Source organism: Pseudomonas sp. LB3P25, assembly GCF_054897985.1.
In genome coordinates, this window is sequence record NZ_CM142711.1 from 3,883,889 (window position 1) to 3,910,576 (window position 26,688).

Annotated in this window: 23 protein-coding genes; 14 read left to right on the forward strand and 9 right to left on the reverse strand. The window is 58.8% G+C overall.

The annotated features are described in order from the left end of the window. Positions 1-3: 3 nt before the first annotated feature. A complete protein-coding gene (locus tag ACYZTW_RS17615) occupies positions 4-816 on the reverse strand; it encodes a crotonase/enoyl-CoA hydratase family protein (protein WP_462001086.1) in 813 nt (270 codons plus the stop codon). Positions 817-1,377: 561 nt separating this feature from the next. On the opposite strand from ACYZTW_RS17615, the gene glgA reads away from it, so the two are divergent. From glgA to ACYZTW_RS17660, 9 genes are all read left to right on the forward strand, one after another. Continuing rightward, complete coding sequence (gene glgA / locus ACYZTW_RS17620; RefSeq protein ID WP_462001087.1) at positions 1,378-2,964, forward strand: glycogen synthase GlgA; 1,587 nt, start codon at positions 1,378-1,380, stop codon at positions 2,962-2,964. A gap of 13 nt (positions 2,965-2,977) precedes the next feature. Then, positions 2,978-4,774, forward strand: coding sequence for a malto-oligosyltrehalose trehalohydrolase (gene treZ, locus ACYZTW_RS17625; RefSeq protein ID WP_462001088.1), 1,797 nt, complete (start codon positions 2,978-2,980; stop codon positions 4,772-4,774). After that, positions 4,771-6,849 carry a 4-alpha-glucanotransferase gene (gene malQ / locus ACYZTW_RS17630; RefSeq protein WP_462001089.1) on the forward strand — a complete coding sequence of 693 codons (2,079 nt, stop codon included), beginning with the start codon at positions 4,771-4,773 and terminating at the stop codon, positions 6,847-6,849. Before treZ ends, malQ begins: the two co-directional genes overlap by 4 nt. Beyond that, positions 6,846-9,632 carry a malto-oligosyltrehalose synthase gene (locus ACYZTW_RS17635; RefSeq protein WP_462001090.1) on the forward strand — a complete coding sequence of 929 codons (2,787 nt, stop codon included), beginning with the start codon at positions 6,846-6,848 and terminating at the stop codon, positions 9,630-9,632. The genes malQ and ACYZTW_RS17635 overlap by 4 nt, the downstream gene beginning before the upstream one ends. 21 nt (positions 9,633-9,653) lie before the next feature. Beyond that, entirely contained in the window at positions 9,654-9,959 is a 306-nt protein-coding gene (locus ACYZTW_RS17640) for a DUF2934 domain-containing protein (protein WP_462001091.1), read from the forward strand. 131 nt (positions 9,960-10,090) lie between these two features. Beyond that, positions 10,091-12,250: a glycogen debranching protein GlgX gene (glgX, locus tag ACYZTW_RS17645; RefSeq protein ID WP_462001092.1), complete on the forward strand. Its 2,160-nt coding sequence runs from the start codon at positions 10,091-10,093 to the stop codon at positions 12,248-12,250. A 198-nt stretch (positions 12,251-12,448) separates the two neighbouring features. Beyond that, the gene (locus tag ACYZTW_RS17650; RefSeq protein WP_462001093.1) at positions 12,449-13,207 is read left to right on the forward strand and encodes a PIG-L deacetylase family protein; all 759 of its coding nucleotides are present in this window, start codon (positions 12,449-12,451) and stop codon (positions 13,205-13,207) included. Positions 13,208-13,480: 273 nt separating this feature from the next. Next, positions 13,481-14,281: an endonuclease/exonuclease/phosphatase family protein gene (locus ACYZTW_RS17655; protein ID WP_462001094.1), complete on the forward strand. Its 801-nt coding sequence runs from the start codon at positions 13,481-13,483 to the stop codon at positions 14,279-14,281. Positions 14,282-14,710: 429 nt separating this feature from the next. Then, positions 14,711-15,784 (forward strand): autotransporter domain-containing protein, encoded by a 1,074-nt coding sequence (locus ACYZTW_RS17660; RefSeq protein WP_462001095.1) that lies wholly within the window; start codon positions 14,711-14,713, stop codon positions 15,782-15,784. 89 nt (positions 15,785-15,873) lie between these two features. On the opposite strand, the gene ahpF is transcribed toward ACYZTW_RS17660, so the two are convergent. From ahpF to ACYZTW_RS17675, 3 genes are all read right to left on the reverse strand, one after another. Continuing rightward, positions 15,874-17,436, reverse strand: coding sequence for an alkyl hydroperoxide reductase subunit F (gene ahpF / locus ACYZTW_RS17665; protein ID WP_462001096.1), 1,563 nt, complete (start codon positions 17,434-17,436; stop codon positions 15,874-15,876). Between the two features lie 139 nt (positions 17,437-17,575). Next, complete coding sequence (gene ahpC, locus ACYZTW_RS17670; RefSeq protein ID WP_462001097.1) at positions 17,576-18,139, reverse strand: alkyl hydroperoxide reductase subunit C; 564 nt, start codon at positions 18,137-18,139, stop codon at positions 17,576-17,578. Between the two features lie 145 nt (positions 18,140-18,284). Further along, complete coding sequence (locus ACYZTW_RS17675) at positions 18,285-19,229, reverse strand: site-specific integrase (protein ID WP_462001098.1); 945 nt, start codon at positions 19,227-19,229, stop codon at positions 18,285-18,287. A 177-nt stretch (positions 19,230-19,406) separates the two neighbouring features. Between ACYZTW_RS17675 and ACYZTW_RS17680 the strand changes: the two genes are divergently transcribed. Next, positions 19,407-20,426 carry a DNA-binding protein gene (locus ACYZTW_RS17680; protein WP_462001099.1) on the forward strand — a complete coding sequence of 340 codons (1,020 nt, stop codon included), beginning with the start codon at positions 19,407-19,409 and terminating at the stop codon, positions 20,424-20,426. Here ACYZTW_RS17680 and gorA read toward each other — a convergent pair. The 3 genes from gorA to galU all read right to left on the reverse strand — a co-directional run bounded on the left by gorA (position 20,423) and on the right by galU (position 24,359). Next, the gene (gorA, locus tag ACYZTW_RS17685; protein ID WP_462001100.1) at positions 20,423-21,781 is read right to left on the reverse strand and encodes a glutathione-disulfide reductase; all 1,359 of its coding nucleotides are present in this window, start codon (positions 21,779-21,781) and stop codon (positions 20,423-20,425) included. The genes ACYZTW_RS17680 and gorA overlap by 4 nt on opposite strands. A 196-nt stretch (positions 21,782-21,977) precedes the next feature. Continuing rightward, positions 21,978-23,402 (reverse strand): IS1182 family transposase, encoded by a 1,425-nt coding sequence (locus tag ACYZTW_RS17690; RefSeq protein ID WP_462001101.1) that lies wholly within the window; start codon positions 23,400-23,402, stop codon positions 21,978-21,980. A 117-nt stretch (positions 23,403-23,519) separates the two neighbouring features. Continuing rightward, positions 23,520-24,359: a UTP--glucose-1-phosphate uridylyltransferase GalU gene (gene galU, locus ACYZTW_RS17695; RefSeq protein WP_010460715.1), complete on the reverse strand. Its 840-nt coding sequence runs from the start codon at positions 24,357-24,359 to the stop codon at positions 23,520-23,522. A 266-nt stretch (positions 24,360-24,625) separates the two neighbouring features. Here galU and ACYZTW_RS17700 point away from each other — a divergent pair, with 266 nt between their 5' ends. Both ACYZTW_RS17700 and ACYZTW_RS17705 read left to right on the forward strand, forming a co-directional pair. Further along, positions 24,626-24,814 carry a hypothetical protein gene (locus ACYZTW_RS17700; RefSeq protein WP_033055162.1) on the forward strand — a complete coding sequence of 63 codons (189 nt, stop codon included), beginning with the start codon at positions 24,626-24,628 and terminating at the stop codon, positions 24,812-24,814. A gap of 139 nt (positions 24,815-24,953) precedes the next feature. Then, positions 24,954-25,235 carry a lipoprotein gene (locus ACYZTW_RS17705; RefSeq protein ID WP_046054134.1) on the forward strand — a complete coding sequence of 94 codons (282 nt, stop codon included), beginning with the start codon at positions 24,954-24,956 and terminating at the stop codon, positions 25,233-25,235. Between the two features lie 11 nt (positions 25,236-25,246). Here the strand turns inward: ACYZTW_RS17705 and ACYZTW_RS17710 are convergent, their stop codons facing one another. Both ACYZTW_RS17710 and ACYZTW_RS17715 read right to left on the reverse strand, forming a co-directional pair. Then, positions 25,247-25,477 (reverse strand): hypothetical protein, encoded by a 231-nt coding sequence (locus ACYZTW_RS17710; RefSeq protein WP_123364930.1) that lies wholly within the window; start codon positions 25,475-25,477, stop codon positions 25,247-25,249. A gap of 72 nt (positions 25,478-25,549) precedes the next feature. Then, positions 25,550-25,906 carry a hypothetical protein gene (locus ACYZTW_RS17715; RefSeq protein WP_149629820.1) on the reverse strand — a complete coding sequence of 119 codons (357 nt, stop codon included), beginning with the start codon at positions 25,904-25,906 and terminating at the stop codon, positions 25,550-25,552. Positions 25,907-26,118: 212 nt separating this feature from the next. Here ACYZTW_RS17715 and ACYZTW_RS17720 point away from each other — a divergent pair, with 212 nt between their 5' ends. Then, the gene (locus tag ACYZTW_RS17720; protein ID WP_462001102.1) at positions 26,119-26,421 is read left to right on the forward strand and encodes a DUF1883 domain-containing protein; all 303 of its coding nucleotides are present in this window, start codon (positions 26,119-26,121) and stop codon (positions 26,419-26,421) included. A 29-nt stretch (positions 26,422-26,450) separates the two neighbouring features. Continuing rightward, positions 26,451-26,627 carry a hypothetical protein gene (locus tag ACYZTW_RS17725; protein WP_462001103.1) on the forward strand — a complete coding sequence of 59 codons (177 nt, stop codon included), beginning with the start codon at positions 26,451-26,453 and terminating at the stop codon, positions 26,625-26,627. The last annotated feature ends 61 nt before the right edge of the window (positions 26,628-26,688 follow it).

The following is a 26,688-nucleotide window of genomic DNA, read 5'->3' on the forward strand; positions in this document are numbered from 1 at the left end:
TAATCAATCCAGAAATTCGGGTTTCTGTTTGCTCATATGGGCGGCCATGGCCACGCGCAGATCGGTGGATTGCAACATGGCGGCGTTCCAGGTGGCGACGTATTCGAGGCCGTCGTCGATGCGATGGTCGCGCATGTAGCTGATCATCTCTTTGGTGCCGGTGATCGCAATCGGCGACTTGCCGGCGATCTCGCGGGCAATGCCCATGACACCGTCGAGCAGGCTGGCGGTGTCGCTGTAAACGCGATTGACCAGGCCCATGCCACGCGCTTCTTCGGCGCCGAACGTGCGACCAGTGTAAGCCAGTTCACGCAGCATGCCGTCACCGATGATCCGCGGCAAGCGTTGCAAAGTGCCAACGTCGGCCGCCATGCCGATGTCGATTTCCTTGATCGAGAATTGCGCGTCTTCGGCGGCGTAACGCATGTCGCATGCCGAAATCAAATCAATGGCGCCGCCCAGGCAATAACCCTGAACCGCCGCCAGTACCGGTTTGCGGCAATTGTCGACGGCATTGAAAGACGCTTGCAGGGCGAGGATCTTGCGGCGCAGCAGGCGCGCGTTGCGACCGACGTCCTTGCCCAATTCATTGGCCACGCCGGCCAGCATCATCAGGTCGATGCCAGAAGAAAAATGCTTGCCTGCGCCACTGAGCACCACCACTCGGACTTCGTCGGTGTCATCGACCCACTGGAAAATCTCGATGATCTCGCTCCAGAACGCGGCATTCATCGAATTGATCTTTTCCGGCCGATTGATCTGCACATGAGCGATTTTATCGGCCAGTTCGACGGTGAACGCGGTGTACTGAGACATGGCAGTGATCCTTTACCAGGCAAAAAATGAGGCCCGAACTATAACAAGGCATCAAGCCCATCTGTAAGGCAGCGGTTCGGCCAAAGATGGGACTTGCCAAGCGCACCATAACAGTGCGCAAGCACTGCCGCGCTTCGCACATTCATGTGACATCTCGAATATTTTTTGAGGCAAAACGGTAAAAAAAACATGCCCTTCGTCGGTGCGTTGCTCCCTCCAAGCGGTACGTCCGTACCTCTTTAAACCGATTGTCGAACAATTTTGCCATCTGGCCTCCCCCGCTCTAAGTTCTGGCCTAGACTCAGTTCCGCGGGGCGAAACCGGCCGGTCACAAAGCGGAAAGAAAGTCGAAACTTTTGCCGCTCGTGACGGGTCAGGTTAAAGGGAGGTGCGTTGCGACTGGTGCAATCCTTGCAACGATCTCTACAGCCATTCTGCTTCAACGTATTGGCAGCGCTTGCTCACCGATGCGTAGCGCGTTTGCGCCCGGCCACCGGAATTGGCCACGAAACACCGTTTGTGCCAGACCTAAGAATTAGATCAACAACACGGGAGATTCATATGATCAGTGCGGCTTTAGATATTCAGGGAGAACGTGCTCATCAGCAGGTCGGCGAAACGAGCGCCGTGAGCGCCGCCAGTCACCAATCGATCAGCGTCCCCGGCACCAAGACGCTGGTACCGGTGACCAGTCAGAATCCGAACAGAAAGAAAGTGCTGTTCGTCACCTCGGAGATCGCCGATCTGGTGAAAACCGGTGGTCTGGGCGACGTTTCCGCAGCACTGCCGCGAGCCATGGCTCACTTGCACGATGTTCGAGTGTTGATCCCCGGTTACCCGCAAGTGCTGCACAGCGAAAACCCGATTCACATTATTGGTGAGCTCGGTGGCCACGCCGCGTTGCCCCCCTGCAAGATCGGGCGCATGGACATGCCCGACGGTCTGGTCATTTACGTGTTGATCTGCCCCGAACTCTACGAGCGCGAGGGTTCGCCTTACGGTGCCAACAACGGCCGCGACTGGCCGGACAACCACATTCGTTTCGCCCGTCTGGGCCTGGCAGCCGCCGATATCGCCGCCAATCTTGCACAAATTCACTGGTGCCCGGACCTGGTGCACGCCCATGACTGGCCTGCCGGTCTGGCACCCGCTTACATGCACTGGCGTGGACAGCGCACCCCGACGCTGTTCACCATTCATAACCTCGCCTACCAGGGCGTGACCAGTCTTGGCTCGTGCCCGGAACTGGGTATTCCCTTGCATGCCTTGCAACAGGAAGGCATGGAGTTCTACGGCAAGATGTCGTTCCTCAAGGCCGGCATGGCCTATTCGAGCCACATCACCACCGTCAGCGCCACCTATGCCCAGGAAATCACCACCCCGGCCTTCGGCTGCGGTCTCGACGGTTTTCTTTCCGCCAAGACCCAGCAAGGTCAGCTCAGTGGTATTCCCAATGGCATCGATGAAAGCTGGGACGCCGCCACCGACCCGCACCTGTTCTGCCCCTTCAAAATTGGCGATTGGGAAGGCAAAGCGGTCAACGCCACCCACGTCCGTGAGCTGTTCGGCCTGGACGATTCTGAAGGTCCGCTGTTCGCCGTGGTTTCGCGACTGGTCTATCAGAAAGGCCTGGACCTGACCGAAGCCGTCTCCGAGTACATCGTCAAATCTGGCGGGCAGATCGCGATCATCGGTCGTGGCGAGCCGGAAGAAGAACAAGCCATGCGTGAACTGGCCCTGCGCTTTCCAGGCCAGATCGGCGTGCGCATCGGTTTCAACGAAACCGATGCCCGTCGCATGTTCGCCGGCAGTGATTTCCTGCTGATGCCTTCGCGTTACGAGCCTTGCGGGCTGAGCCAGATGTACGCCCAGCGCTTCGGTTCGTTGCCGGTGGCACGCAACACCGGGGGTTTGGCCGACACCATTGAAAACGGCGTGACCGGTTTCCTGTTCGACGAATCCACGGCCGAAAGTTACGAGGAAGCCCTGAGCCGGGCCTTCAAGGTTTTTGCCTTCCCCGACCTGCTCAATGCCATGCGCTGCCGGGCCATGGCCGCGCCTTTCAACTGGTGCAAGGCGGTCGAACCGTATGCCGAACTCTACGAAAAACTGGTGACCAAGGCGCTGGGTAAATCGGGCAAACATTAAGAGGTTTTCAAAGATGCCGTTACGGACCCTTGAGACCTGGCCCCACGGCGCAATCATGCTGGACGCAGAGCACACGCGTTTTGCCTTGTGGGCGCCAGATGCGTTTTACGTCAGTGTCGAACTGGAAGATGGACAATCCTTGCCACTCCTGCCCCAGGCAGATGGCTGGTTCGTGATCAACACCCGTTGCCCAGCCGGCACGCGTTACCGCTATAACATCGACGGCGAGCTGGAGGTGCCCGACCCGGCCTCCCGCGCGCAGGCCGGTGATATCGACCGCCACAGCGTGGTGGTCGATCCACTTGCCTATCAATGGCAACACAGCGCCTGGCTCGGGCGGCCGTGGAATGAGGCGGTGATCTACGAATTGCACGTCGGTGCGCTCGGCGGCTTCAGCGAAGTCGAGCAGCACCTTGCGCACCTCGTCGAACTGGGCATCAGCGCGATCGAACTGATGCCCCTGGCGCAGTTCCCCGGTGATCGCAATTGGGGCTACGACGGGGTTCTGCCCTACGCGCCCCAAGCGTCCTACGGTACTCCCGAACAACTCAAACACCTGATCGACACCGCCCACGGTCATGGCCTGGCGGTGATTCTCGACGTGGTCTACAACCACTTCGGTCCGGACGGCAATTACCTGCATCGCTACGCCAAGGGCTTCTTCCGCGAAGACAAGCACACCCCATGGGGTGCGGCCATCGACTTCCGGCGCCGCGAGGTGCGGGACTTCTTCATCGACAATGCGCTGATGTGGTTGCTGGAGTACCGCTTCGATGGTTTACGCCTGGACGCGGTGCACGCTATCGAAGACCCTGACTTTCTTCAGGAACTGGCGCAAAAGGTTCGCCAGCAAACCGATCCGGCCAGGCATGTGTGGCTGACCGTTGAAAACGAACACAACCAGGCCAGCCTGCTCGAAGAAGGCTTCGACGCGCAGTGGAACGACGACGGCCACAATGCCTTGCACGTGCTGTTGACCGGCGAAACCGACGCCTATTACGCCGACTATGCGAAAAACCCCACCGAACAACTGGCTCGCTGCCTGAGCCAGGGCTTTGTGTTTCAAGGCCACGTGACCCGTCACGGTACAACCCGCGGTGAGCCCAGCGGTCATTTACCGCCCAGTGCTTTCGTGCTGTTTCTGCAAAACCACGACCAGATCGGCAACCGCGCCTTAGGCGAACGATTGCATCAACTGGCCAACCCCGACGCGCTAAAGGCAGCCACGGCATTACTGCTGTTGTCGCCGATGATCCCGCTGATGTTCATGGGCGACGAGTTCGCCGCCAAGCAACCGTTCCTGTTCTTCACCAGCCATCACGGTGAACTCGCGGAGTTGGTCCGCGAGGGACGACGTAACGAGTTTGCCGCGTTCAGCGCGTTTGCTGATCCGCACATACGCGAGCAGATTCCCGACCCGAACGCGCGCCAGACCTTTGAGGCTTCACGCCCCGAGCTGACATCAACCCGACAATCGGCCATGCACGACCTGTATCGCCAACTGTTGCAGATCCGTCATCAGCAGATCATTCCCCGCCTGCCCGGTGCTCAAGCACTGGGCGCCGACGTGCTGGCCGCAGGCGCGGTAACCGCTCGCTGGCGACTGGGCGATGGCAGCCAGCTGCGCATTGACCTGAACCTCAGCGACACGCCTGTGGTCCACTCCCCACAGGCCGACGCTTCGTTGTTGTTCGAATACCCGCCACAGTCAGCCGGTCTGTTGGATCAGGGCACGCTTGCCCCGTATTGCGCGCTAGTCACCCTCACGGCCGCAGCCCCTTTGCTACCCCCGGATGGAGAGCGCCAATGAGCGATGCGCAACTGGAAATACTGGCCAGCCGAGCTGGCCTGGCAGTCGACTGGATCGACGCAAACGGCCGCCCACAGAAAGTCGCTCCATCAGTGTTACGCAATGTCCTCACCGGACTCGGCCACCCGGCCGGCAGCGCTCAGGAAATCGACGCCAGCCTGCAAGAACTGCAGCAGGTGCAACAGACCCGACACCTGCCGCCGCTGCTGACCGCAGACTTCGGGGTCGGCCTCAGCCTGGCACATTACTTTGAGCCCGAAACACCGTGCGAGATCCACCTTGAAGATGGCTCGCGACTCAACCTGAAACTGGATGCCGAGGCAATGCTGCCCGGCCTGATCCCGGTCGGTTATCAGCACGTCAGCATTGACGGACAGCAATTTACGTTAGCCGTTGCACCGACTCGCTGCTACAGCGTGGGCGATGCCGTCGACAGTCCGATCCCGCGCGCCTGGGGCCTGAGCGTGCAGCTGTACTCACTGCGTCGTCCGGGCGATGGCGGTTTTGGCGATACCCAGGCACTCGAAGACCTGGCCCGGGTGGCCGGCGAACGCGGTGCCGAAGCATTGGCGATCAGTCCGCTGCATGCGATGTTCGGCAGCGACACCCAGCGCTACAGCCCGTATTCGCCTTCCAGCCGTTTGTTTCTCAACAGCCTGTACGCCGCACCGGGCGCCATCCTGGGTGATCGAGCGTTGCGTACCGCGATTGATGCAACCGGCCTGGCGGCAGAACTCAAGCACCTTGAAACCTTGCCATTGATTGATTGGCCGGTGGCGGCCGAAGCCAAACATCGTCTGTTGCAGGCGTTGTACGAAGGCTTTGTGCAGGGTGAACACCCGCTGCATGCCGACTTCAGCAGCTTCCGCCACGCTGCTGGCGAAGCCCTGGAAAACCACTGCCGCTTTGAAGCCATTCAAGAAGCCCGCGCCGCCAAGGGTGAAAGTCTCGACTGGCGGCAGTGGCCCGAGCAATGGCAAAACCCGCGCAGCGCGGCCTTGGCCGAATTCGCCGAAGAGAACGCCGGGCGCATCGGCTTCTTTGCTTTCTGCCAATGGCTGATCACGCGGTGCCTGGAACGCGCACAAACCGCCGCCCGCAGCGCTGGCATGAGCATTGGGCTGATCGCCGATCTGGCGGTGGGCGCCGATGGCGGTGGCAGTCAGGCCTGGAGTCGTCAGGACGAATTGCTCGCCTCGCTGACCGTGGGTGCCCCACCGGACATTCTCAACCGCACCGGTCAGGGCTGGGGGATTTCCGCGTTCTCGCCCGAAGGTCTGGTGCGCAATGGCTTTCGTGCCTTCATCGAAATGCTCCGCGCCAATTTTGCCCATGCCGGTGGCCTGCGCATCGATCACGTCATGGGCCTGCAACGGCTATGGGTGATCCCCAATGGCGCGTCACCCGCCGACGGCGCCTACCTCTATTACCCGGTGGACGACCTGCTGCGTTTGCTGACCCTCGAGTCCCATCGGCATCAAGCCATCGTCCTCGGTGAAGACCTCGGCACCGTGGCCGATGGTTTGCGAGAAAAGCTCATTGCCCGTTCGATCCTCGGCATGCGCGTGCTGCTGTTCGAACAGGACAACGCACACTTCAAATCGATTCTCGACTGGCCGGACAACGCCCTCGCGACCACGAGTACCCATGACCTGCCGACGCTCAATGGCTGGTGGCATGGCCACGATATCGACTGGAACGCCCGACTGGGTCTGGTCGAGGCCGCGGGTGAAATCGAATGGCGCCACCACCGCGAACGCGAGCGCGAAGGCCTGCGTCGAGTGTTGAGCGAGGACCCGCAGAACTTTCGCGAAGAATCCCATGAAACCGATCAGGTGCTCGACGCCGCGATACGTTTCCTCGGTCATACCCGTGCGCCGCTGGTGTTGCTGCCGCTGGAAGATGCCCTGGGCATCGAGCAGCAGGCCAACTTGCCTGGTACCACCGACACGCACCCCAACTGGTCCCGACGCTTGCCCGGCGACAGTGAGGCCTTGCTCGATGACCCGGACGCCGCCCGGCGCCTGGAACTGCTCGCCTGTGCGCGGCTTCAGGCGGCCGAGCGTGACCAATGAAGCAAACGCTTATCCAACCGCTGCGGGCAACCCTGCGGCTGCAGTTCCATAAAGACTTCACGCTGGACGATGCGGTGCCGCTGGTGCCGTACTTCGCCAGCCTCGGCATCAGCCATGTCTATGCGTCACCGCTACTGAGTGCCCGCGCCGGCTCCCTGCATGGCTACGACGTCGTGGACCCGACCACGGTCAACCCGGAGCTGGGCGGCGAAGCGGCGCTGCGGCGTTTGGTCAGCGCATTGCGCGAGCAGCACATGGGGCTGATCCTCGACATCGTCTCCAACCACATGGCCGTCGGCGGTGGCGATAATCCCTGGTGGCAGGATTTGCTGGAATGGGGACGCCTGAGCCCCTACGGCGAGTTCTTCGATATCCAGTGGCATTCGCCCGACCCGTTGATGGAAGGCCAGTTGCTGCTGCCCTTCCTCGGCAGCGACTACGGCATTGCCTTGCAGGACGGCACCCTGCCCCTGCGCTTCGATGCGCAAAAGGGCGCGTTTTATGTCGAGCACTATGAGCATCACTTCCCGATCTGCCCGACGAACTACGGCGAATTGCTCAGAACCGATGACCCACTGACCGCCGAATCGCTCAAGTCGCTGGCAGACCGTTTCAGCACCTTGAGCTACCAGACCGACGCCCATAGTCTGGCGATGCCGCTGAAAACAGAGTTGCGTGAACTGGCCAGCAATCCGGCGATTCTCCAGGCCCTCCAGCAAAACCTCAGTGCTTACGACTCACTCACCCCCGACGGTTTCCAACGCCTGCACCTGTTGCTTGAACGCCAAAGCTATCGCCTGGCCAGTTGGCGCACGGCGGCAGATGACATCAACTGGCGGCGTTTTTTCGATATCAACGAACTGGGCGGCCTGCGCGTCGAACGCCCCGCCGTGTTCGAAGCCACCCACGCGAAAATCTTCGAGCTGGTGGCCGAAGGCCTGGTCGATGGTCTGCGCATCGACCACATCGACGGCCTCGCCGACCCTCGGGGCTACTGCCGCAAATTGCGGCGACGGGTCGACAGCCTGTCGCCGGATCGGCACCTGCCGATCTACGTCGAGAAGATTCTCGGCGAAGGTGAAACCCTGCACCGTGACTGGTCGGTGGATGGCACCACGGGGTACGAGTTCATGAATCAGTTGTCGTTGCTGCAACACGCGCCCGAAGGCGCCGACACCTTGGGCGAACTGTGGAATCGCTACAGCGAACGGCCCGCCGATTTCCGGCAGGAAGCGCAGCTGGCGCGTCAGCAGATCCTCAACGGCTCCCTCGCCGGAGACTTCGAAAGCGTCGCTCAGGCCCTGTTGCAAGTGGCCCGGGATGACCTGATGACCCGCGACCTGACCCTCGGTGCGATTCGTCGGGCGTTGCAGGAACTGATCGTGCATTTCCCGGTGTACCGCACCTACATCAGCCCCCGTGGGCGTTCGGCTGAAGACGATGTGTTTTTCCAGCAGGCCATGGGCGGTGCCAGGCTTACCCTCGGCGAGGCCGACTGGCCGGTGCTCGATTGCCTGGCCAACTGGCTGGGGGGTGAATCATGGCGCAAACACCCATTGGGCCGGCCGCGCAAGATGCTCAAGCATGCCTGTGTGCGTTTTCAGCAACTGACGTCGCCGGCGGCGGCGAAGGCTGTGGAAGACACTGCGTTCTATCGCTCAGCGACGTTGCTGTCGCGCAATGATGTGGGGTTCAGCACCGAGCAGTTCAGCGCGCCGGTGGCCGATTTCCATGCGGCTTGCCTCAACCGTCTCGAAGCGTTCCCCGATAATTTGCTGGCCACCGCGACCCACGACCACAAACGCGGCGAAGACACCCGCGCGCGCCTGGCGGTGCTGAGCGAGCGCAGTGCCTGGTACGCCGAGCAAGTCCCGCTCTGGAGGACCCTCGCCCGCCCGCTGCGCGACGACGACCAGATGCCGACTGCGGGCGATGAGTTGATCCTCTATCAAGCGATCCTCGGCAGCTGGCCACTCGATGTGCGCAGTGATGATCAAACAGCCTTGGAGCACTACACTCAACGTCTGTGGCAGTGGCAGCAGAAAGCCTTGCGCGAAGCCAAGTTGCAAAGCAGCTGGAGCGCGCCGAACGAGGCTTACGAACAAGCGGTTCAGCAATTCCTGCAACGACTATTGCTCAGCCCCGAAGGTGAACTGTTACGCGCGGCCCTCGGCAAAGCAGCCAAGAGCATCGCCGTCCCCGGCGCACTCAATGGATTGGCGCAAACCTTGCTGCGCATGACCGTGCCGGGGGTACCGGACCTTTATCAGGGCAACGAGTACTGGGACTTCTCGCTGGTCGATCCTGATAACCGCCGGCCGGTGGATTACGCCAGCCGTCAGCAGTCGATGCAGACGCCATTGGCACTGCCCGAGCTATTGGCTAACTGGCAGGACGGGCGCATTAAACAAGCGCTGATCGCTCAGGTGTTGAATCTGCGACTCGAGCACACCGAGCTGTTTCGGCGAGGGACGTATCAAGCCCTTGAAGTCGTCGGCAGCCAGGCTCACCGGGTGCTTGCATTTGCTCGCTCGCTGGAAGGAAAACACGCCATCGTGATCGTACCGATACGCTGCGCCGAACTGCTGAAAAACAGTGCCGAACCCCGGATTGACGCGCCGCTGTGGGGCGATACACGAGTCAAATTACCGTTCACTGTCCCTGATGATAATGTGAAGGGACTTTTTTCAAGCACCGCAGTCACACCCCAAAGGGAACTGAACATCAGCACCGCGCTGGGGGATTTCCCGATCAATCTTTTTATCCAAACTACCCATACTTGAGTTCAGTTCAGGAGCATTGCGATGAGTATCAACGATAAACGCATCCGCGAATTTGCCTATCAGATCTGGGAATCGGAAGGAAAACCCGAGGGCCAGGACGCTCGCCATTGGGAGATGGCCCGCAAACTGGCTGAAGCCGAAGCCCTGGCACCGAGCAAATCGCCAAAAGCCGCCGGCACCAAGGCCCCAGCCAGCAAATCCACCAATGGCAAGGCGGCGGCGCCAAAAACCAAAGCCAAGCCCGCCGCTGCCTCCAAGATGATCCCGCCGGGCGAAAAAGCCACCGAGAAAAAGCCTCGAGCAGCGCGTAAACCGCCCGCTGTCTGACGCCTTTCATCTGTGTCCTGATTGAATTCGTGGCGAGCCTTCTCGCCACCGAGGGCTCGCTCGCCCTGAATTATTGATTTTGTGCAACAAAGAACGACGCGACACCCGTACCCCTTTTTGCAGGAGCACCAATGACCAGTCCAAAAAAAGCCGCGCCAGAACCTCTCGTCGAGGCCTCGCGAATCCGTGAAGGCTTGCCCTTCCCGCTGGGCGCGAACTGGGATGGCCTGGGGGTTAACTTCGCCTTGTTTTCCGCCAATGCCACCAAGGTCGAGTTGTGTATCTTCGATGATGCCGGTGAGGTCGAACTGGAACGCATCGAACTGCCGGAATACACCGACGAGATCTACCACGGCTACCTGCCCGACGCGCATCCGGGGATGATCTATGGCTACCGTGTCTACGGCCCGTACGACCCGGCGAACGGTCATCGCTTCAACCCCAACAAACTGCTGATCGACCCCTACGCCAAACAATTGGTCGGCCAGTTGAAATGGTCCGAAGCGTTGTTCGGCTACACCATCGGCCATCCCGACGCCGACCTCAGTTTCGATAAACGTGACAGCGCCCCGTTTGTACCCAAGTGCAAGGTGATCGACCCGGCTCACACCTGGGGTCACGACCATCGGGTCAGCGTGCCGTGGGACAAGACCATCATTTATGAGACTCACGTGCGCGGTTTCAGCATGCGTCACCCCTCCGTCCCCGAGAATGTGCGCGGCACCTTCGCCGGGTTGATGGTCGATGACGTGCTGGAACACATCCGCAAGCTCGGCGTGTCGACGGTGGAATTGCTGCCGATTCATGCGTTCGTCAACGACCAACATCTGTTGCACAAAGGCATGACCAATTACTGGGGCTACAACAGCATCGCGTTCTTCGCCCCCGACCCGCGCTACCTGGCCAGCGGCAAGATCGCCGAGTTCAAGGAGATGGTCGCGCACCTGCACGAAGCCAATCTTGAAGTGATTCTCGACGTGGTCTACAACCACACCGCCGAGGGCAACGAACAAGGCCCGACCCTGTCCATGCGCGGCATCGACAACGCCTCCTACTACCGCTTGATGCCCGACGACAAGCGCTTCTACATCAACGATTCCGGCACCGGCAACACCCTGGACCTGAGTCACCCGTGCGTGCTGCAAATGGTCACCGACTCCCTGCGCTACTGGGCTTCGGAAATGCACGTGGACGGATTCCGCTTCGACCTGGCGACCATTCTCGGGCGCTACCACGATGGCTTCGACGAACGTCACAGCTTCCTTGTGGCCTGCCGTCAAGACCCGGTGCTGCGCCAGGTGAAGATGATTGCAGAAGCCTGGGATTGCGGCCCCGGTGGTTATCAGGTCGGTAACTTTCCACCGGGTTGGGTTGAGTGGAATGACAAATTCCGCGACACCGTGCGTGCGTTCTGGAAAGGCGACGACGGCCAACTGGCGGACTTCGCCAGTCGCATGACCGCCTCCGGCGAGATGTTCAATCAGCGTGGTCGGCGGCCGTATGCCTCGGTGAACTTCGTCACCGCCCACGACGGTTTCACCCTGAACGACCTGGTGTCGTACAACGACAAACACAACGAAGCCAACGACGAGAACAATCAGGACGGCAGCAACAACAACCTGTCCTGGAACCACGGCGTCGAAGGCCCGACCGACGATCCCGAGATCAATGAGCTGCGTCAGCGGCAGATGCGCAATTTCTTTGCCACGCTGCTGCTGTCCCAAGGCACGCCCATGCTGGTGGCCGGCGACGAATTCGCCCGAACCCAGGAAGGCAACAACAACGCCTATTGCCAGGACAGCGAGATCGGTTGGGTCAATTGGGACCTGAGCGAAGACGGCAAGGCCCTGCTCAAGTTCGTTAAACGCCTGATCAAGTTGCGCCTGGCCTACCCGATCCTGCGTCGCGGCCGGTTCCTGGTGGGCAATTACAACGAGGACATCGGCGTCAAAGACGTCACCTGGCTCGCGCCAGATGGCAGCGAAATGTCCATCGAACAATGGGAGGAAAGCCATGGCCGCTGCCTCGGCATGCTGATGGATGGCCGCGCCCAGGAAACCGGTATCCGCCGCAAAGGTGCCGACGCCACCCTGCTGTTGGTGGTCAACGCGCATCACGACATCGTCAATTTCCTGCTTCCGGAAGTGCCCGACGGCGGTTTCTGGACGTGCATGATCGACACCAATCAACCGTCGATTAGGGGTCAGGAACGTTTCGAGTTCGATCACGAATATTCGGTCACTGGCCGTTCGCTGCTGTTGTTCGAATTGCAGCGTGAGGAAGAGGAGTGAAATGGATCTTCAGGGATTCCAGGCACTATTCGCCCCGCAGCGCTCCAGTTGCCGGGACAGGGTGCAGCGCGGATAAAAAAACGTACCGAATGGAACATCGAGGCGACGAATAGCGTCACATAAGCAATACTCTGCTCGCGGCAATCCAGGGTTTGGAGCGCCGCACATTGCTATCAACGAGAACAAGGACGTAGCCCCATGAAAACGGTCTCCATCAGCGAAAGCAGCTTACCTGTACAAATCTGGAACAGCGCCCCGCAACTGGACAACATTCCTGTCATCAACACTCAGACCCTGGTTCCTGCCGGCGCACGCGCCGTGTTGATTGCCCCACATCCCGGCGATGAAGTCGTGACCTGTGGCGGCCTGCTGCAGTTGCTCAGCGCCCAGGGGCATCCCCTGCAATTGATCTCGATTACCGACGGCAGCGCCAGCCATCCGGGCTCGCAACAATGGTCGGAGAAACGCTTGAGCGTGTTCCGCCCCCAGGAAAGCCTCGAAGCCTTGCGCCGGCTCGGGTTGCCGATGCACAGCCTGAAGTGGATTCGTGGCGGCTTCACCGACAACGCCCTGGCCGAGCGGGAGTTTCAGATGATTCAATTCATTGCCCGTTATTTACGCCCAGGGGATGTGGTGTTCAGCACCTGGCGCGAGGATGGCAATGTCGACCATGACGCCGTTGGCCGGGCCAGCGCCAAGGCCGCGGCCATGGTTGGCGCGGCGTTCAACGAAGTACCGGTCTGGGCCTGGCACTGGCCCACGCGTGATCGAGGGCTCATCCCGTGGCATCGCGCGCGCAAGGTGCGCCTGGACACTTGGACCGTAGCGCGCAAAAGCCACGCCACCCACGCCTATGCCAGCCAGCTCGACGGCGAACCGGCCATCGGCCTCGCCCCGCTGCTGCCCCCGGTGCTTCTGGAGCGGATGCGGTTACCCTATGAAATCATCTTTGTCTGACGCAGCGTTGTAGCAGCTGTCGAGCCTGCGAGGCTGTGGTGAGGGGATTTATCCCCGTTCGGCGGCGAAGCCGTCGTAATCCATTGGACGCGGTGTGACTGGAAAAAACAGGGGCCGCTTCGCAGCCGAACGGGGATAAATCCCCTCACCACGGCCTCGCAGGCTCGGCAGCTGCTACAGTTTTCGGTGAGCGGTTATTACGACGAGTCGTTCTGAACTGCCCGCTCCTGTATCAGTCGCATACATAAGCAGCCCTGATTCAGAGGAGTGAACGTGACCAGTGATTCCAAGTGGCAGGCCGTCAAATCATCTCCATTGAACACGTCCCCGGCGATTCATCGACTGAGAGTGCTGACGGTCAACACTCATAAGGGTTTTACCGCACTCAACCGACGTTTCATTCTCCCGGAATTGCGTGAAGCGGTACGCAGTACGTCGGCGGACCTGGTGTTCCTGCAGGAAGTTGTCGGTGAACACGACCGTCATTCCACTCGCTACAACGATTGGCCGCAGACCTCACAATACGAGTTCCTGGCCGACAGCATGTGGAACGACTTCGCCTACGGCCGCAACGCGGTCTACCCCAACGGTCATCACGGCAACGCCCTGTTATCGAAATACCCGATCCGCGAACACCGCAACCTCGACGTCTCGATCACCGGCCCCGAACGCCGCGGTCTGCTACATTGCGTGCTGGACGTACCGGGCCACGCCGAAGTCCATGCGATCTGCGTTCACTTGAGTCTGCTGGAAAGTCATCGCCAGCTGCAGCTCCAACTACTCTGCCAACTGCTCGAATCGTTACCTGACGATGCGCCGGTGATTATCGCCGGCGACTTCAACGACTGGCAGCTGCTAGGCAACACCGCCCTCGCCCGACGCGATTACCTGCATGAAGCCTTTGAACGCCACCACGGTCGCCCGGCGAAAACCTATCCGGCGCGCTTTCCGCTGCTGCGTCTGGATCGAATTTATCTGCGCAATGCCAGCAGTCATGAGCCGCGAATACTGGGGCACAAGCCCTGGACGCATTTGTCGGATCATTTGCCGCTGGCGGTGGAAGTGCATCTGTAGCGGTTCTACCGCGAGCCGCAACGGATGATCGGTTTCAGCCTCATTATTGACAGTAATAAACAGCGAGAATCAGTCAGCAATCAGCTCGCCCGGAGCTGTTTGAAGACCGACTGTCGGCTGACAAACGCCTCTGATTCGCGGGTTTCGCGATGATTTTTCGTACAAACAAGAACTTAGATAAACGCTGAAAAACAAATAGTTGCAGCGGCTAAATTAGCCATACCACTCATCGTTCATTTTCTTGACGCAGGGGCATCGGTCTTCTTAGCTACACGTTACTACCCCCGGAATTACCACCCGGGGCAACCCCCCCAGACACCCGCAAAATCGGGCCGCCAGAGGCTTGCCCCACGACATTCGGTCGCCCCTCATTCGGGGTAGGAGAGACGCCAGAGCGAGATACGGCATGCGATTGCAAGGTATACCTCCATGAAAACTTCATTCACCCAACATGAGATCAAAGTTACTTTTTGTACTGTCTCGAGCTCACTTCTGCTGTGCTCATCCATGGAAGTACAGGCAGGGCCGGCCGAGGAGGAAACCACGCCTTGGTACCGTCAGGATGTTCCGGTCATGACCTTGTCCGCCCTCACTATCACCGCCCCCTACCCCGGCCGCTTGACCACCGCCTCCGATACACGAAGTTCACGCCTGACCATCGAAGACGCCGCACCTTCCGCCTGGGATCAGGTGTATGGGCAGGCTTCGCGGCAGGCGCAATCCGATTTTCTGGCTCAGGGTTTTTCTAACCCCGACAGTAGCGAATTCAAAGGCCCGGCGATCCTGACTCTGCAAAGCGATAGCGGTCATACCCAGCGGGTTGGACTGGTCGGCGGCCTGACTCAGTTACAGGGCAACAGCAACGGGCTGCTGACCAGTCGCGCCCTCGCTGACCCCAGCAACGACACCCTCAACCTCGAAGGCCAGAGCCTCGGCGCCTACTGGAGCCTGACCGGGCCCCAAGGCTGGCACGTGGACTTGACGGCCAGTGGCGGCCGGGTCAATGGCTATAGCCGCAATGACCAGGGCGCCCGACAAGCGACCGAGGGCAGCGCGGTAACGCTGTCGGTAGAAGGTGGTTTCCCCATTGGCCTTAGCGATCACTGGGTAGTCGAACCCCAGGCGCAATTAATCAATCAACGCATTACCCTGGACACCCCGTATGCCGGGTCAGGCAATGCCTCGTCCAGCGATCTGACGTCCTGGAGCGGCCGGGTCGGTGCACGGTTGAAAGGTAGTTACGACATCAACGGCCTGGGGGTCGAACCCTATGTGCGAACCAACGTGTGGCACACGGTGTACACCAGCGATACCGTGAACCTCGATCAGGTCGAGAAGATCAGCAGCAGCCGCTACTCATCGACCGTCGAAGTGGGTTTGGGCTTGGTGGCCAGAGTGACACCTGCCGTGAGTCTCTACGTCAGCGCCGACTACAGCAGTAGTGTGGATGACAATGATTTGAACGGGTTGATTGGCAGTTTGGGTGTGCGGATGCGGTGGTGAGCATCTGACTGATCATTCCCACGCTGTGGTCTCCACACACAAAAAACCCCATGATCGCTCATGGGGTTTTGTGTTTTCAGCGTCGGGTTTTATGCCGGAGCCGAGGTGCGGATCAAGTGATCGAATGCGCTCAGGGAAGCTTTGGCGCCCTCGCCCACCGCAATCACGATCTGCTTGTATGGCACGGTGGTTACGTCACCGGCAGCGAACACACCTGGCATCGATGTCTCACCGCGGGCATCGACGATGATCTCACCGCGAGGCGACAGCTCGATGGTGCCTTTTAGCCAGTCGGTGTTGGGCAGCAAACCGATCTGCACGAAGATCCCTTCCAGCTCGACGGTAAGCAACTCGTCCGACTGACGATCCTTGTAGCGCAGGCCGTTGACCTTCTGGCCGTCCCCCAGCACTTCAGTGGTTTGCGCACTAGTGATCACGGTGACGTTCGGCAGGCTGTGCAACTTGCGCTGCAAGACCGCATCGGCGCGCAACTGCACGTCGAACTCAAGCAGTGTCACATGGGACACGATACCCGCCAGGTCGATGGCCGCTTCGACGCCGGAGTTACCGCCGCCAATCACCGCCACGCGCTTGCCTTTGAACAGCGGGCCGTCACAGTGCGGGCAATACGCCACGCCTTTGTTGCGGTATTGCTGCTCGCCCGGGACGTTCATTTCACGCCACCGCGCACCGGTCGCCAGGATCACGGTTTTGGCTTTCAGGGTCGCGCCGCTGGCGAAGCGGACTTCGTGCAACTCGCCGTTCTTGCCCGGCACCAACTTGTCGGCGCGTTGCAGGTTCATGATGTCGACGTCGTACTGCTTGACGTGCTCTTCAAGCGCCACGGCCAGTTTCGGCCCTTCGGTTTCCTGCACGGAGATGAAGTTCTCGATGGCCATGGTGTCCAGCACCTGCCCACCAAAACGCTCAGCGGCCACGCCGGTGCGAATGCCTTTACGCGCGGCGTAGATCGCGGCCGAAGCACCGGCCGGGCCACCGCCGACGACCAGCACGTCAAAAGCCTCTTTGGCGCTGACCTTCTCGGCCTGACGCTCAATGCCGCTGGTGTCGATCTTGGCGAGGATTTCTTCCAGACCCATGCGACCCTGGCCGAAGTTCACACCGTTCAGGTAAACGCTTGGCACGGCCATGATCTGACGGTCATCGACTTCGGCCTGGAACAGCGCGCCATCGATAGCGACGTGGCGGATGTTCGGGTTCAGCACGGCCATCAGGTTCAACGCCTGGACGACGTCCGGGCAGTTCTGACAGGACAGCGAGAAGTAAGTCTCGAAGTTGAACTCGCCTTTAAGCGAGCGGATCTGTTCGATCACTTCAACACTGGCTTTCGAAGGGTGACCGCCGACTTGCAGCAAGGCCAGCACCAACGAAGTGAATTCGTGGCCCATCGGTATGCCGGCAAAACGCAGGCTGATATCGGCACCCGGGCGGTTGATCGAGAACGATGGTTTACGTGCATCGTCACCGTTGTCGAGCAACGTAATCTGGTTGGAAAGACTGGCAACGTCTTTGAGTAATGCGAGCATTTCCTGGGATTTCGCACCGTCGTCGAGGGAGGCAATGATCTCGATCGGCTGGGTGACCCGTTCCAGGTATGACTTCAACTGGGTTTTAAGATTGGCGTCCAACATACGGGCGATTTCCATGCTGTTTGGTGAAGAGACGAAAACATAAAAAAACGCCCGAGCGAATCTCGCCCGGGCGTTTTTGAGGGCGGTGCAGCTAACTTAGGAGGTGCGGAGTTCCGCCCTGATGAAGCGTGTCACAGACTTAGATCTTGCCGACCAGGTCCAGGGACGGAGCCAGTGTGGCCTCGCCTTCTTTCCACTTGGCCGGGCAAACCTGGCCTGGGTGAGCAGCGACGTACTGAGCAGCCTTGATTTTGCGCAGCAGCTCGGAAGCGTCACGGCCAACGCCGCCATCGTTCAGTTCAACGATTTTGATCTGGCCTTCAGGGTTGATCACGAAGGTGCCACGGTCAGCCAGACCGGCTTCTTCGATCAGCACGTCGAAGTTGCGAGAGATGGCATGAGTCGGGTCGCCGATCATGGTGTACTGGATTTTGCCGATGGCTGGCGAAGTGTTGTGCCAGGCAGCGTGGGCAAAGTGGGTATCGGTGGAAACGCTGTAGATCTCGACGCCCAGCTTCTGGAACGTGTCGTAGTTGTCAGCCAGGTCTTCCAGTTCGGTCGGGCAAACGAAGGTGAAGTCGGCAGGGTAGAAGAACACTACAGACCACTTGCCTTTCAGGTCAGCGTCCGACACTTTTACGAAGTCGCCATTTTTAAAGGCGTCAGCTTTGAACGGTTTAACTTGGCTGTTGATGATAGGCATCGATGACTCTCCGTCAGGGTTGAAAAGTTTGGTTGAGAAGTTGATGGAGTGAATCCTACCCACTCGATTGCCGGATGGCTCATTGGCAAAGCTCATGCTGCTCATTGGTTTTCGCTATTAGCCGAACGTATTAATAGAAGAAAACTTACTTAGCAGCGCCAATGGTTTTTTCCGCGAGCGGTGTCATTCCGAGAAACGGGCTGGCTTCAACATAGCGCATGGCGGACTTCATATCCTTCCAGCCCACGTAACTCATCAACGACTTCAAGTCCCAACCGCTCTGATGCGCCCAGGTGGCAAAGCCGCGCCGCAAGGAGTGACTGGTGTAGTGCTCGGCCGGGATGCCGGCACGTTTCAGCGCCTGGCGCAGTAACGGGATCACGCTGTTGGCGTGCAGCCCCTCCTCGCTCAGGTGGCCCCAACGGTCGATGCCTCGAAATACCGGTCCACGGACCAGCGCGGCTTCGGTGATCCAGTCGATGTAGGCCTGCACCGGGCACAGGCGCTGCAACGCGGGCGTCTGGTAAGTCTTGCCGAGGTTTTCGCGGTCGCTCTTGGTTCGCGGTAAATAGAGCGTGATGCCTGAGCCGGCAGCCGCTTTAACGTGCTCGATCTGTAGTCGGCACAACTCGTCGCTACGAAAACCGCGCCAGAAACCCAACAGAATCAGCGCCATGTCGCGCCTGGCCCGCAACAGAGCCGGTTGATCGTGTTCAGATTTCGCGGTTTGCGCTTCTAGCTGCAACCAGGCAACCACTTGCTCCAGATGCTGAAGCTGTAACGGCTCGGCCTGTTTTTCTTGAGCCGGGTGTAGCGCGCGAATGCCCTTGAAGACCTTGCGCACCACGGGCGCCTTGGTGGGGTCGGGAAACCCTTGGCTGTTGTGCCATTGCGCCAGCGCTGACAAACGCAATTTCAAGGTATTGATCGACAGCACACCCGCATGAGCGACGAGGTAACGCGCGACGCTGTCGCTGGTCGCCGGCAGGAAGCCGCCCCAACTGACTTCAAAATGCTCGATAGCCGCCCGGTAACTGCGACGGGTGTTGTCGCGGGTGGCGGCTTGCAGGTAACGATCCAGCTCAGTCATCGGCTCAACTCTCTAAAACGTACCGCTTTGGCGGGTGAAAACACGCCCAGGACTTATCACACGGGGTAATACCAGTATATCCCGCATGAATACCTATCGTATTTTAAGTTTTTAGATACCGTGGTACATGGTGTACTTTAGTGGCATGTACCACAGTACGAAATCGTAGGAGAACTCATGGCTCGTGGCGGTGTAAACAAAGCAGTGGTGCAAGCGGCGCGTTTGGCGATTCTGGCTCGCGGCGAAAACCCAAGCATCGATGCGGTACGGATCGAAATGGGCAACACGGGCTCGAAAACCACGATTCATCGCTATTTGAAGGAGCTGGATGACGGCGCCGAGCGCGCCGAAGCGCCGTCGCAACCCATTGATGATGAGCTGGCGGGACTGGTCTCGCGGCTGGCACAAAGACTCAAGGAACAGGCGCAGGAGCCCATCGATCAGGCCCGCGAGCAGTTCGATCAACAAAAAAAACAGCTGGATACGCAGTTGCATGAAGCCCACCAGGCCAACACGCAATTACAACAGCATTACGAAGTTCAAAGCCTGGCACTGACTCAAGAGTCCGAGGCACTGCAAGAAACCCGTTCCATGCTGCAGACCGAACAAACCCGCAACGCCGGACTGAACCAGGCATTGGCCGATTTCGAATTACGCTTGCAAGACAAGGACGAGCAGATCCGCTCCCTTGAAGAAAAACACCTGCATGCTCGCGACGCACTGGAACACTACCGCAACGCGGTCAAAGAACAGCGCGAGCAGGAACAACGTCGCCACGAAGGCCAGGTGCAGCAGATTCAGATGGAATTGCGCCAGGCCCAGCAAAGCGCATTGGTGCGCCAGGATGAGGTCACGCAACTGCACCGCGACAACGAGCGCTTGTTGACGGAGAACCGTGGCACCCTGAGAGAGTTGAGCCTGCTGCAGGATCAACTCAAGCAAACCAACGCTCGACAGGATCATCTGCTGGAACAGGTGAACCGTATCGACAGCGAACGCACCCTCCTCCAGGAACGCTTGCGTGCCGCCCTGCTGGAAAGCCAGTCGCTGAAGCAGAACGTCGACGAGCAGTCGCAGATAAACAAAGCGTTGGAAATTGAGTTACTCAAGACTCAGGCGAGCCTGGATGAGAGCCTGCGGCTGGCGGCCGTCATTGCGACAGCGCCAGACGCATCAGAGCCCGAAAAGGACGATTAACCCGCGACCGGCGTGCGCATGGTGACGAACTCTTCGGCGGCAGTCGGGTGGACGCCGATGGTTTCGTCGAAATCGCGCTTGGTGGCACCCGCCTTCAATGCGATCGCCAAGCCCTGCACGATTTCGCCAGCCTCCGGGCCGACCATGTGGCAGCCCAGAACCTTGTCGGTCTTGGCGTCCACCACCAGTTTCATCAGGGTGCGCTCCTGGCATTCGGTCAGGGTCAGTTTCATTGGGCGGAAGCGGCTTTCGTAGATCACCACATCGTGGCCAGCCTCCCGGGCCTCTTCCTCGGTCAAACCGACCGTGCCGATGTTCGGCAAGCTGAACACCGCTGTCGGGATCATTTTGTAATCCACCGGGCGATATTGCTCAGGCTTGAACAAACGTCGCGCCACGGCCATGCCTTCAGCCAGAGCGACTGGCGTCAACTGAACCCGACCGATCACATCGCCAAGCGCGAGGATCGACGGCTCAGCAGTCTGATACTGCTCGTCCACCTCGACGAAACCTTTCTTGTCGAGTTTGACGCCCGTGTTTTCCAGCCCAAGATTGTCGAGCATCGGACGCCGGCCGGTGGCGTAGAACACACAATCCGCTTCCAGCTCACGACCGTCCTTGAGGGTCACCTTCAGGCTGCCATCGGCCTGCTTGTCGATACGCTCAATGTCGGCGTTGAACTGCAGGTCCATGCCACGCTTGGTCAGCTCTTCCTGCAGGTGTTTGCGCACCGCACCGTCGAAGCCGCGCAGGAACAGTTCACCGCGATACAGCAACGTGGTGTCGGCGCCCAGGCCATGGAAGATCCCGGCGAATTCGACGGCGATGTAACCACCACCCACAACCACAACGCGCCTGGGCAGTTCTTTGAGGAAGAACGCCTGGTTGGAACTGATCGCGTGTTCGTGACCTGGAATCTCTGGAATCTGTGGCCAGCCGCCGGTAGCAATCAGGATGTTTTTGGCGGTGTAACGCTCGCCATTGATCTCGATCTGGTGCGGATCAACGATTTTGGCGTGGCCTTCATGCAAGGTCACGCCGCTGTTAACCAGCAGGTTGCGATAGATGCCGTTCAGGCGATTGATCTCGCGATCCTTGTTGGCGATCAGCGTCGCCCAATCGAACGTTGCTTCGCCCGGCGTCCAGCCAAAACCTGGCGACTGCTCGAAATCTTCGGCGAAGTGTGCGCCGTAGACCAACAGCTTCTTCGGAACGCAGCCGACATTCACACAAGTGCCACCCAGGTAGCGGCTCTCGGCCACTGCCACTTTCGCGCCAAAACCGGCAGCAAAACGCGCAGCCCGCACACCGCCGGAACCGGCGCCAATCACATAAAGGTCAAAATCGTAGGCCATTTTCAATCTCCTCGGCAGTCCACAAGCATACCCGCAGACGCCCGTTGGGCAAGCGCTGCAAACGATATGGGGACGGAAAATGAAAAAGCCACCCGAACAGACTGTGTGAAAACGCACTGATGGTGGTTCCATTCAAACGCCCCAACTTGTTCGGGGCGTTTGCTTTTTTGCGGACAGCAGACAAAAAATGGGCGTTTCAGCCCATCAGCGCCATCAACTGACGTGCGCCAAGCACGTTAATCGCTCTTTTCAGGTTATAGGCGTTCACCGCCAAGGCCATTTCAGCTCTCGTGCCTTCGAGTTGTCGTAGCAAGAACCGAGCATTGCCAAACAGCCACTGTTTTAGGTTGCCAAAGGGATGCTCCACGATGGATCTTCGGCTGACCATCATTTCGGGGTGTCCCTGCATTCGCCGCTCCATTCGTTCGAAAGCCTCTTCGTGAGCATGGCGTGTGACATAGCGGCGCTGGGCCTCAGTACATTGCGCTTTCAGCGGACAGGCGGCGCAGTCGCTAACCGCCGCCTGATAGATGCGATCCCCCTTACTGATCTGCTTGAGTGTCAGCCATTTGCCGGCAGGACATTGATATCGATCCTGCGCTGCATCGTAGGTAAACACTGTTCGATCGAAGAACGCCTGCTCCTTACCGCAGGAGTTACTTGACCGATTCGGCGGTACATAAACCGTGATGCTCTCATCCTCACAAGCCTGGAACTGCTTGCCATTCGAGTAGCCCGCATCGGCAGTGACCGTCAGTTCATCTTGCTGCAGTTGTTCCTTGGCGGCCTTGGCCATCGGCTCAAGTTGCTTGCGATCATCACTGTCCTGAGTGACTTCATGATGCAGAATCAGGCAATGCTCAGCGTCCACGGCGGTTTGCACGTTGTACGCAACCCGCGGCCCTTTGTGCGTTCGCATCATTCGGGCATCGCTTTCGTGGGTATTGAATTGCTCAAGCTCCATTGATTTCATCAGTGCCTGGCACGTCAGGTTATTGGAGTGCCTGAGTTCAAGTTGCGCCAAAGCCGTCTTGACCGCACTGCGATCAACCACCTCATTGGCTTCGTTTTTATCCGCCTCATCCAACTCGGCCAAATACTGAGCGATGCGTTTATCCAGCTTCTGCTCCTGGTGCTTGAGCCGCTTCAAATTCATATGACGCCGCGAGGAAGCAACCGCCTGAAACTTGCTGCCATCGATGGCCACCAGCTCGCCGGCGATGAGACCCACCGTGCGGCAAAACTGGACGAAGGCACGACAGGTCGCGATAAAGGCAGCTTTGTTGTTCTTGCGAAAGTCGGCAATGGTCTTGAAGTCGGGTTTGAGCCGGTTGATCAACCACATCACTTCGATGTTGCGCTGGCACTCGGCTTCGAGACGCCGCGATGAGCGAATCCGCTGGAAATAGCCATAGAGGAACAGCTTGAGCTGATCGGCGGGATCGTAAGAGGGGCGCCCGGTACCTTTTGATAAGGCTTTATCAAAACCCAAGCGCACAAGATCAAGCTTGGCGACGTAGGTGTCGATCACACGAACGAGGTGATCCTCGGGGATCAACTCTTCCAGCGAGACCGGGAACAGGCTGGTCTGGCTGCGGGACTGTCCTTGGATGTAGGCCATAACGAAAAATGCTCCGTATCTTTCGATACGGAGCATTTTCTTTGAGCTCCGCGCAGATTGCTAGGTTTTCACACAGTCTGCGAAGGTGGCTTTTCAATACAAGTGGGTCAGGCGCTATCAGTAGGCCTTGCCAGTCTTGTAGAAGTTCTCGAAGCAGAAGTTGGTCGCGTCGATGTAGCCTTCAGCGCCACCGCAGTCGAAACGTTTGCCCTTGAACTTGTAGGCCATGACGCAGCCATTTTGGGCCTGCTTCATCAGGGCGTCGGTGATCTGGATTTCACCCCCCTTGCCTGGCTCGGTCTGTTCGATCAGGTCGAAAATGTCCGGAGTCAGGATGTAGCGGCCGATGATCGCCAGGTTCGACGGCGCATCTTCCGGCTTTGGCTTCTCGACCATGCTGTGAACGCGGTAGATGTCGTCGCGGATCATCTCACCGGCAATCACGCCGTACTTGTGAGTTTCTTGCGGATCGACTTCCTGGATGGCGACGATCGAGCAGCGGAACTGCTTGTACAGCTTGACCATCTGGGTCAGTACGCCGTCGCCTTCGAGGTTGACGCACAAGTCATCCGCCAGGACTACGGCGAAAGGTTCGTCGCCGATCAGCGGACGACCCGTCAGAATGGCGTGGCCCAGGCCTTTCATTTCGGTCTGGCGCGTGTAAGAGAACGAGCAATTGTCGAGCAGCTTGCGGATACCGACCAGGTATTTTTCCTTGTCGGTGCCCTTGATCTGGTTTTCCAGCTCGTAGCTGATGTCGAAGTGGTCTTCCAGAGCGCGTTTGCCGCGACCGGTCACGATGGAAATTTCGGTCAACCCAGCGTCCAGTGCTTCTTCGACGCCGTACTGGATCAGTGGCTTGTTTACCACCGGCAGCATTTCTTTGGGCATGGCTTTAGTCGCTGGCAGGAAGCGAGTACCGTAACCGGCTGCTGGGAACAAGCATTTCTTGATCATATAAGTCCTTGATAGGGCTGTGTGTACGAGTTTCGGCGCAGTCTAATCAGGCGGCGTGCACCTTACAATGCCCCGCACTGGCTAACCGATGCCATCATAGAGAAATATTCTCGCGGATAGTTCCCGAGATAGCTCCGCAGCCTTTATAGATAGCACAGACCACCAGATCTGCACGGCTGCGAATCGCACCACCCTACACCATCAGCACCCGTTGAGTGCATTTGGCGCTATCATTGCGCGATTGAACCAGTCAACGAGGCAGATAGATGTCGGTAGCGAAAAGTGTCAACGGGTTCCTGATCAATCAGGCGAAAGACGGCCAGTGGTGGGTAGACAGTGCCAGCGGCGAGAATATTGCCGGGCCTTTCCCGACCGAGGCGTTGGCGATTGAAGTGGCATCCGTATTGGAGCTCGAACACCCAGCCCCGAAGCGTCGCGGCAAGGACAAGTCCTGAGAAGCACCCGACTCGACCCAAGCCCTGCCTCGCGCAGGGCTTTTTTGTGATTGCCTGCAACGAAGTGGCCATTCGCTATAACCTTTTGACGCCAGCGCTGTCACAGGCTTAGCCCCATCCTCCTGACGACGACAACGACATGAATAAATTTTTGCCACTGATTGCGGTGTTGGCCCTGAGCGGCTGCGCCACTTCCGAAACGACCTACCTGAACAACGGCGAGCAAGGCCTGGCCATCGACTGCTCCGGGGAAGCCAACTCCTGGGCCACCTGCTACGAAAAAGCCGATGCCTCTTGCGCCGGCACCGGCTATCGGATCGTCGGTACCGACGGAACACCTTCGACCAAGGAAAGCGAGAAGACTCTGGGCGTCGACGTCGGCAACTACAAGAACCGCAGCGTCGTGGTGGTCTGCAAGTAAGGCGCCCTGCCCTACATGTGAATTTCGGCGAACTTGATCCCGAGGCCGCGCACCGTCTCGATCAAATCATCGAGGCTACTGAAGGATTCGACTTCATCGTTTTCATCCACCAGAAAATAACTGCGCCCGGCGCTTTTCTTGAAAAACACGATCCATTCTCCCGGATTTGCCGGATTCTGAATCACGTGGGTAGCAGAGATGTGACCCTCTGCATGGCGCTCCCGTACCTGCTCTCGCTTCATGCTCGACTCCAGAAATGACAATGCCGCCAAAGCGCTGCTTTGGCGGCATCGGTGCTGACGGGCGACAGTCTATCAGCCGGAAATGCACGCAGTAGCGGCATTGCGTACATCCTTGGGGCGCAACGGCACATTGGAGATGCGCTCATGCAACTTGATGCTGCTGCCGCCGGAGCGGTCTTCGATATCAAATACCGCGGCCGGCCCCGAGGAGAACTTCTGCGGCACGATGACTCGCATACCGTCCTTATGCGGTTCGACTTGCAAGGCTCCCCGGCTGCTGGCCAGTTTCTCGGTCAGGCATTGCGCGTACTCATGAGGCTTCTTGCCTGAAATCACGTTCATGGTGGGCAGCGTCTCATTGATCTCCGAGACACTCGCACAACCGCTCATCGCTATCGCCATAGGCAGGACCAGCACACCCCACTTCATACAACACCTCCGATAAAGACACTCCGACAGTACAAATGCTGTTTTTCTCCGAGGCTTGCTGCGTTTATCGCTCATAGAATTCCGTATAACTGTTTTTAATTGTCAAAGCGGACCCCGACGACCGGATAATAACCCGTTCGGGCTGATAAACTGCGCCAATCGCCCATGCTATCGTTTTGATTTTGTAGAAAAAGCCCTTCTGGAGGCGCCTCATGAAATTTATCCACCAGCGCGAGCACCTCAACGAAGACGACATCGTCGTCATTCAATGCTCCCAAACATGCAATATCCGCTTGATGAACGACGCCAATTTCCGCAGCTTCAAGAATGGCGGTCGCCACACTTACCACGGTGGTGCATTTGACACCTTCCCAGCCCGGATTACTGCGCCAAGCACCGGTTTCTGGAATATCACCATCGACACGGTCAACCGCCGGCCGATCAGTGTCACTCGTAAACCGACCCTGACTCACACCATCAAGATCATCCGCCGCTCCAGCTCGAAACTGAGCTGATTGACACCCAAACACGAAGACAAGCAGGTATGACCGTGGCCCAAACGACCAAGTACGTCATCAAATACAAACTCAATGGTGAGCGTCGCTTCGAATTTGCCCAACTTGAAAACGGCACCGAAGAAGAAGCCAAGGCCGCGCTGGACGCCATTCATGGCCAGAGCGATGACGTGATCAGCGACATAAGCGTCAGCAAAGCGTTGTAACGGGATCTGGAGCGACAACATGGACGTCTGCTCCTGCCTCTGGAATTCAACCGCAAGCGCC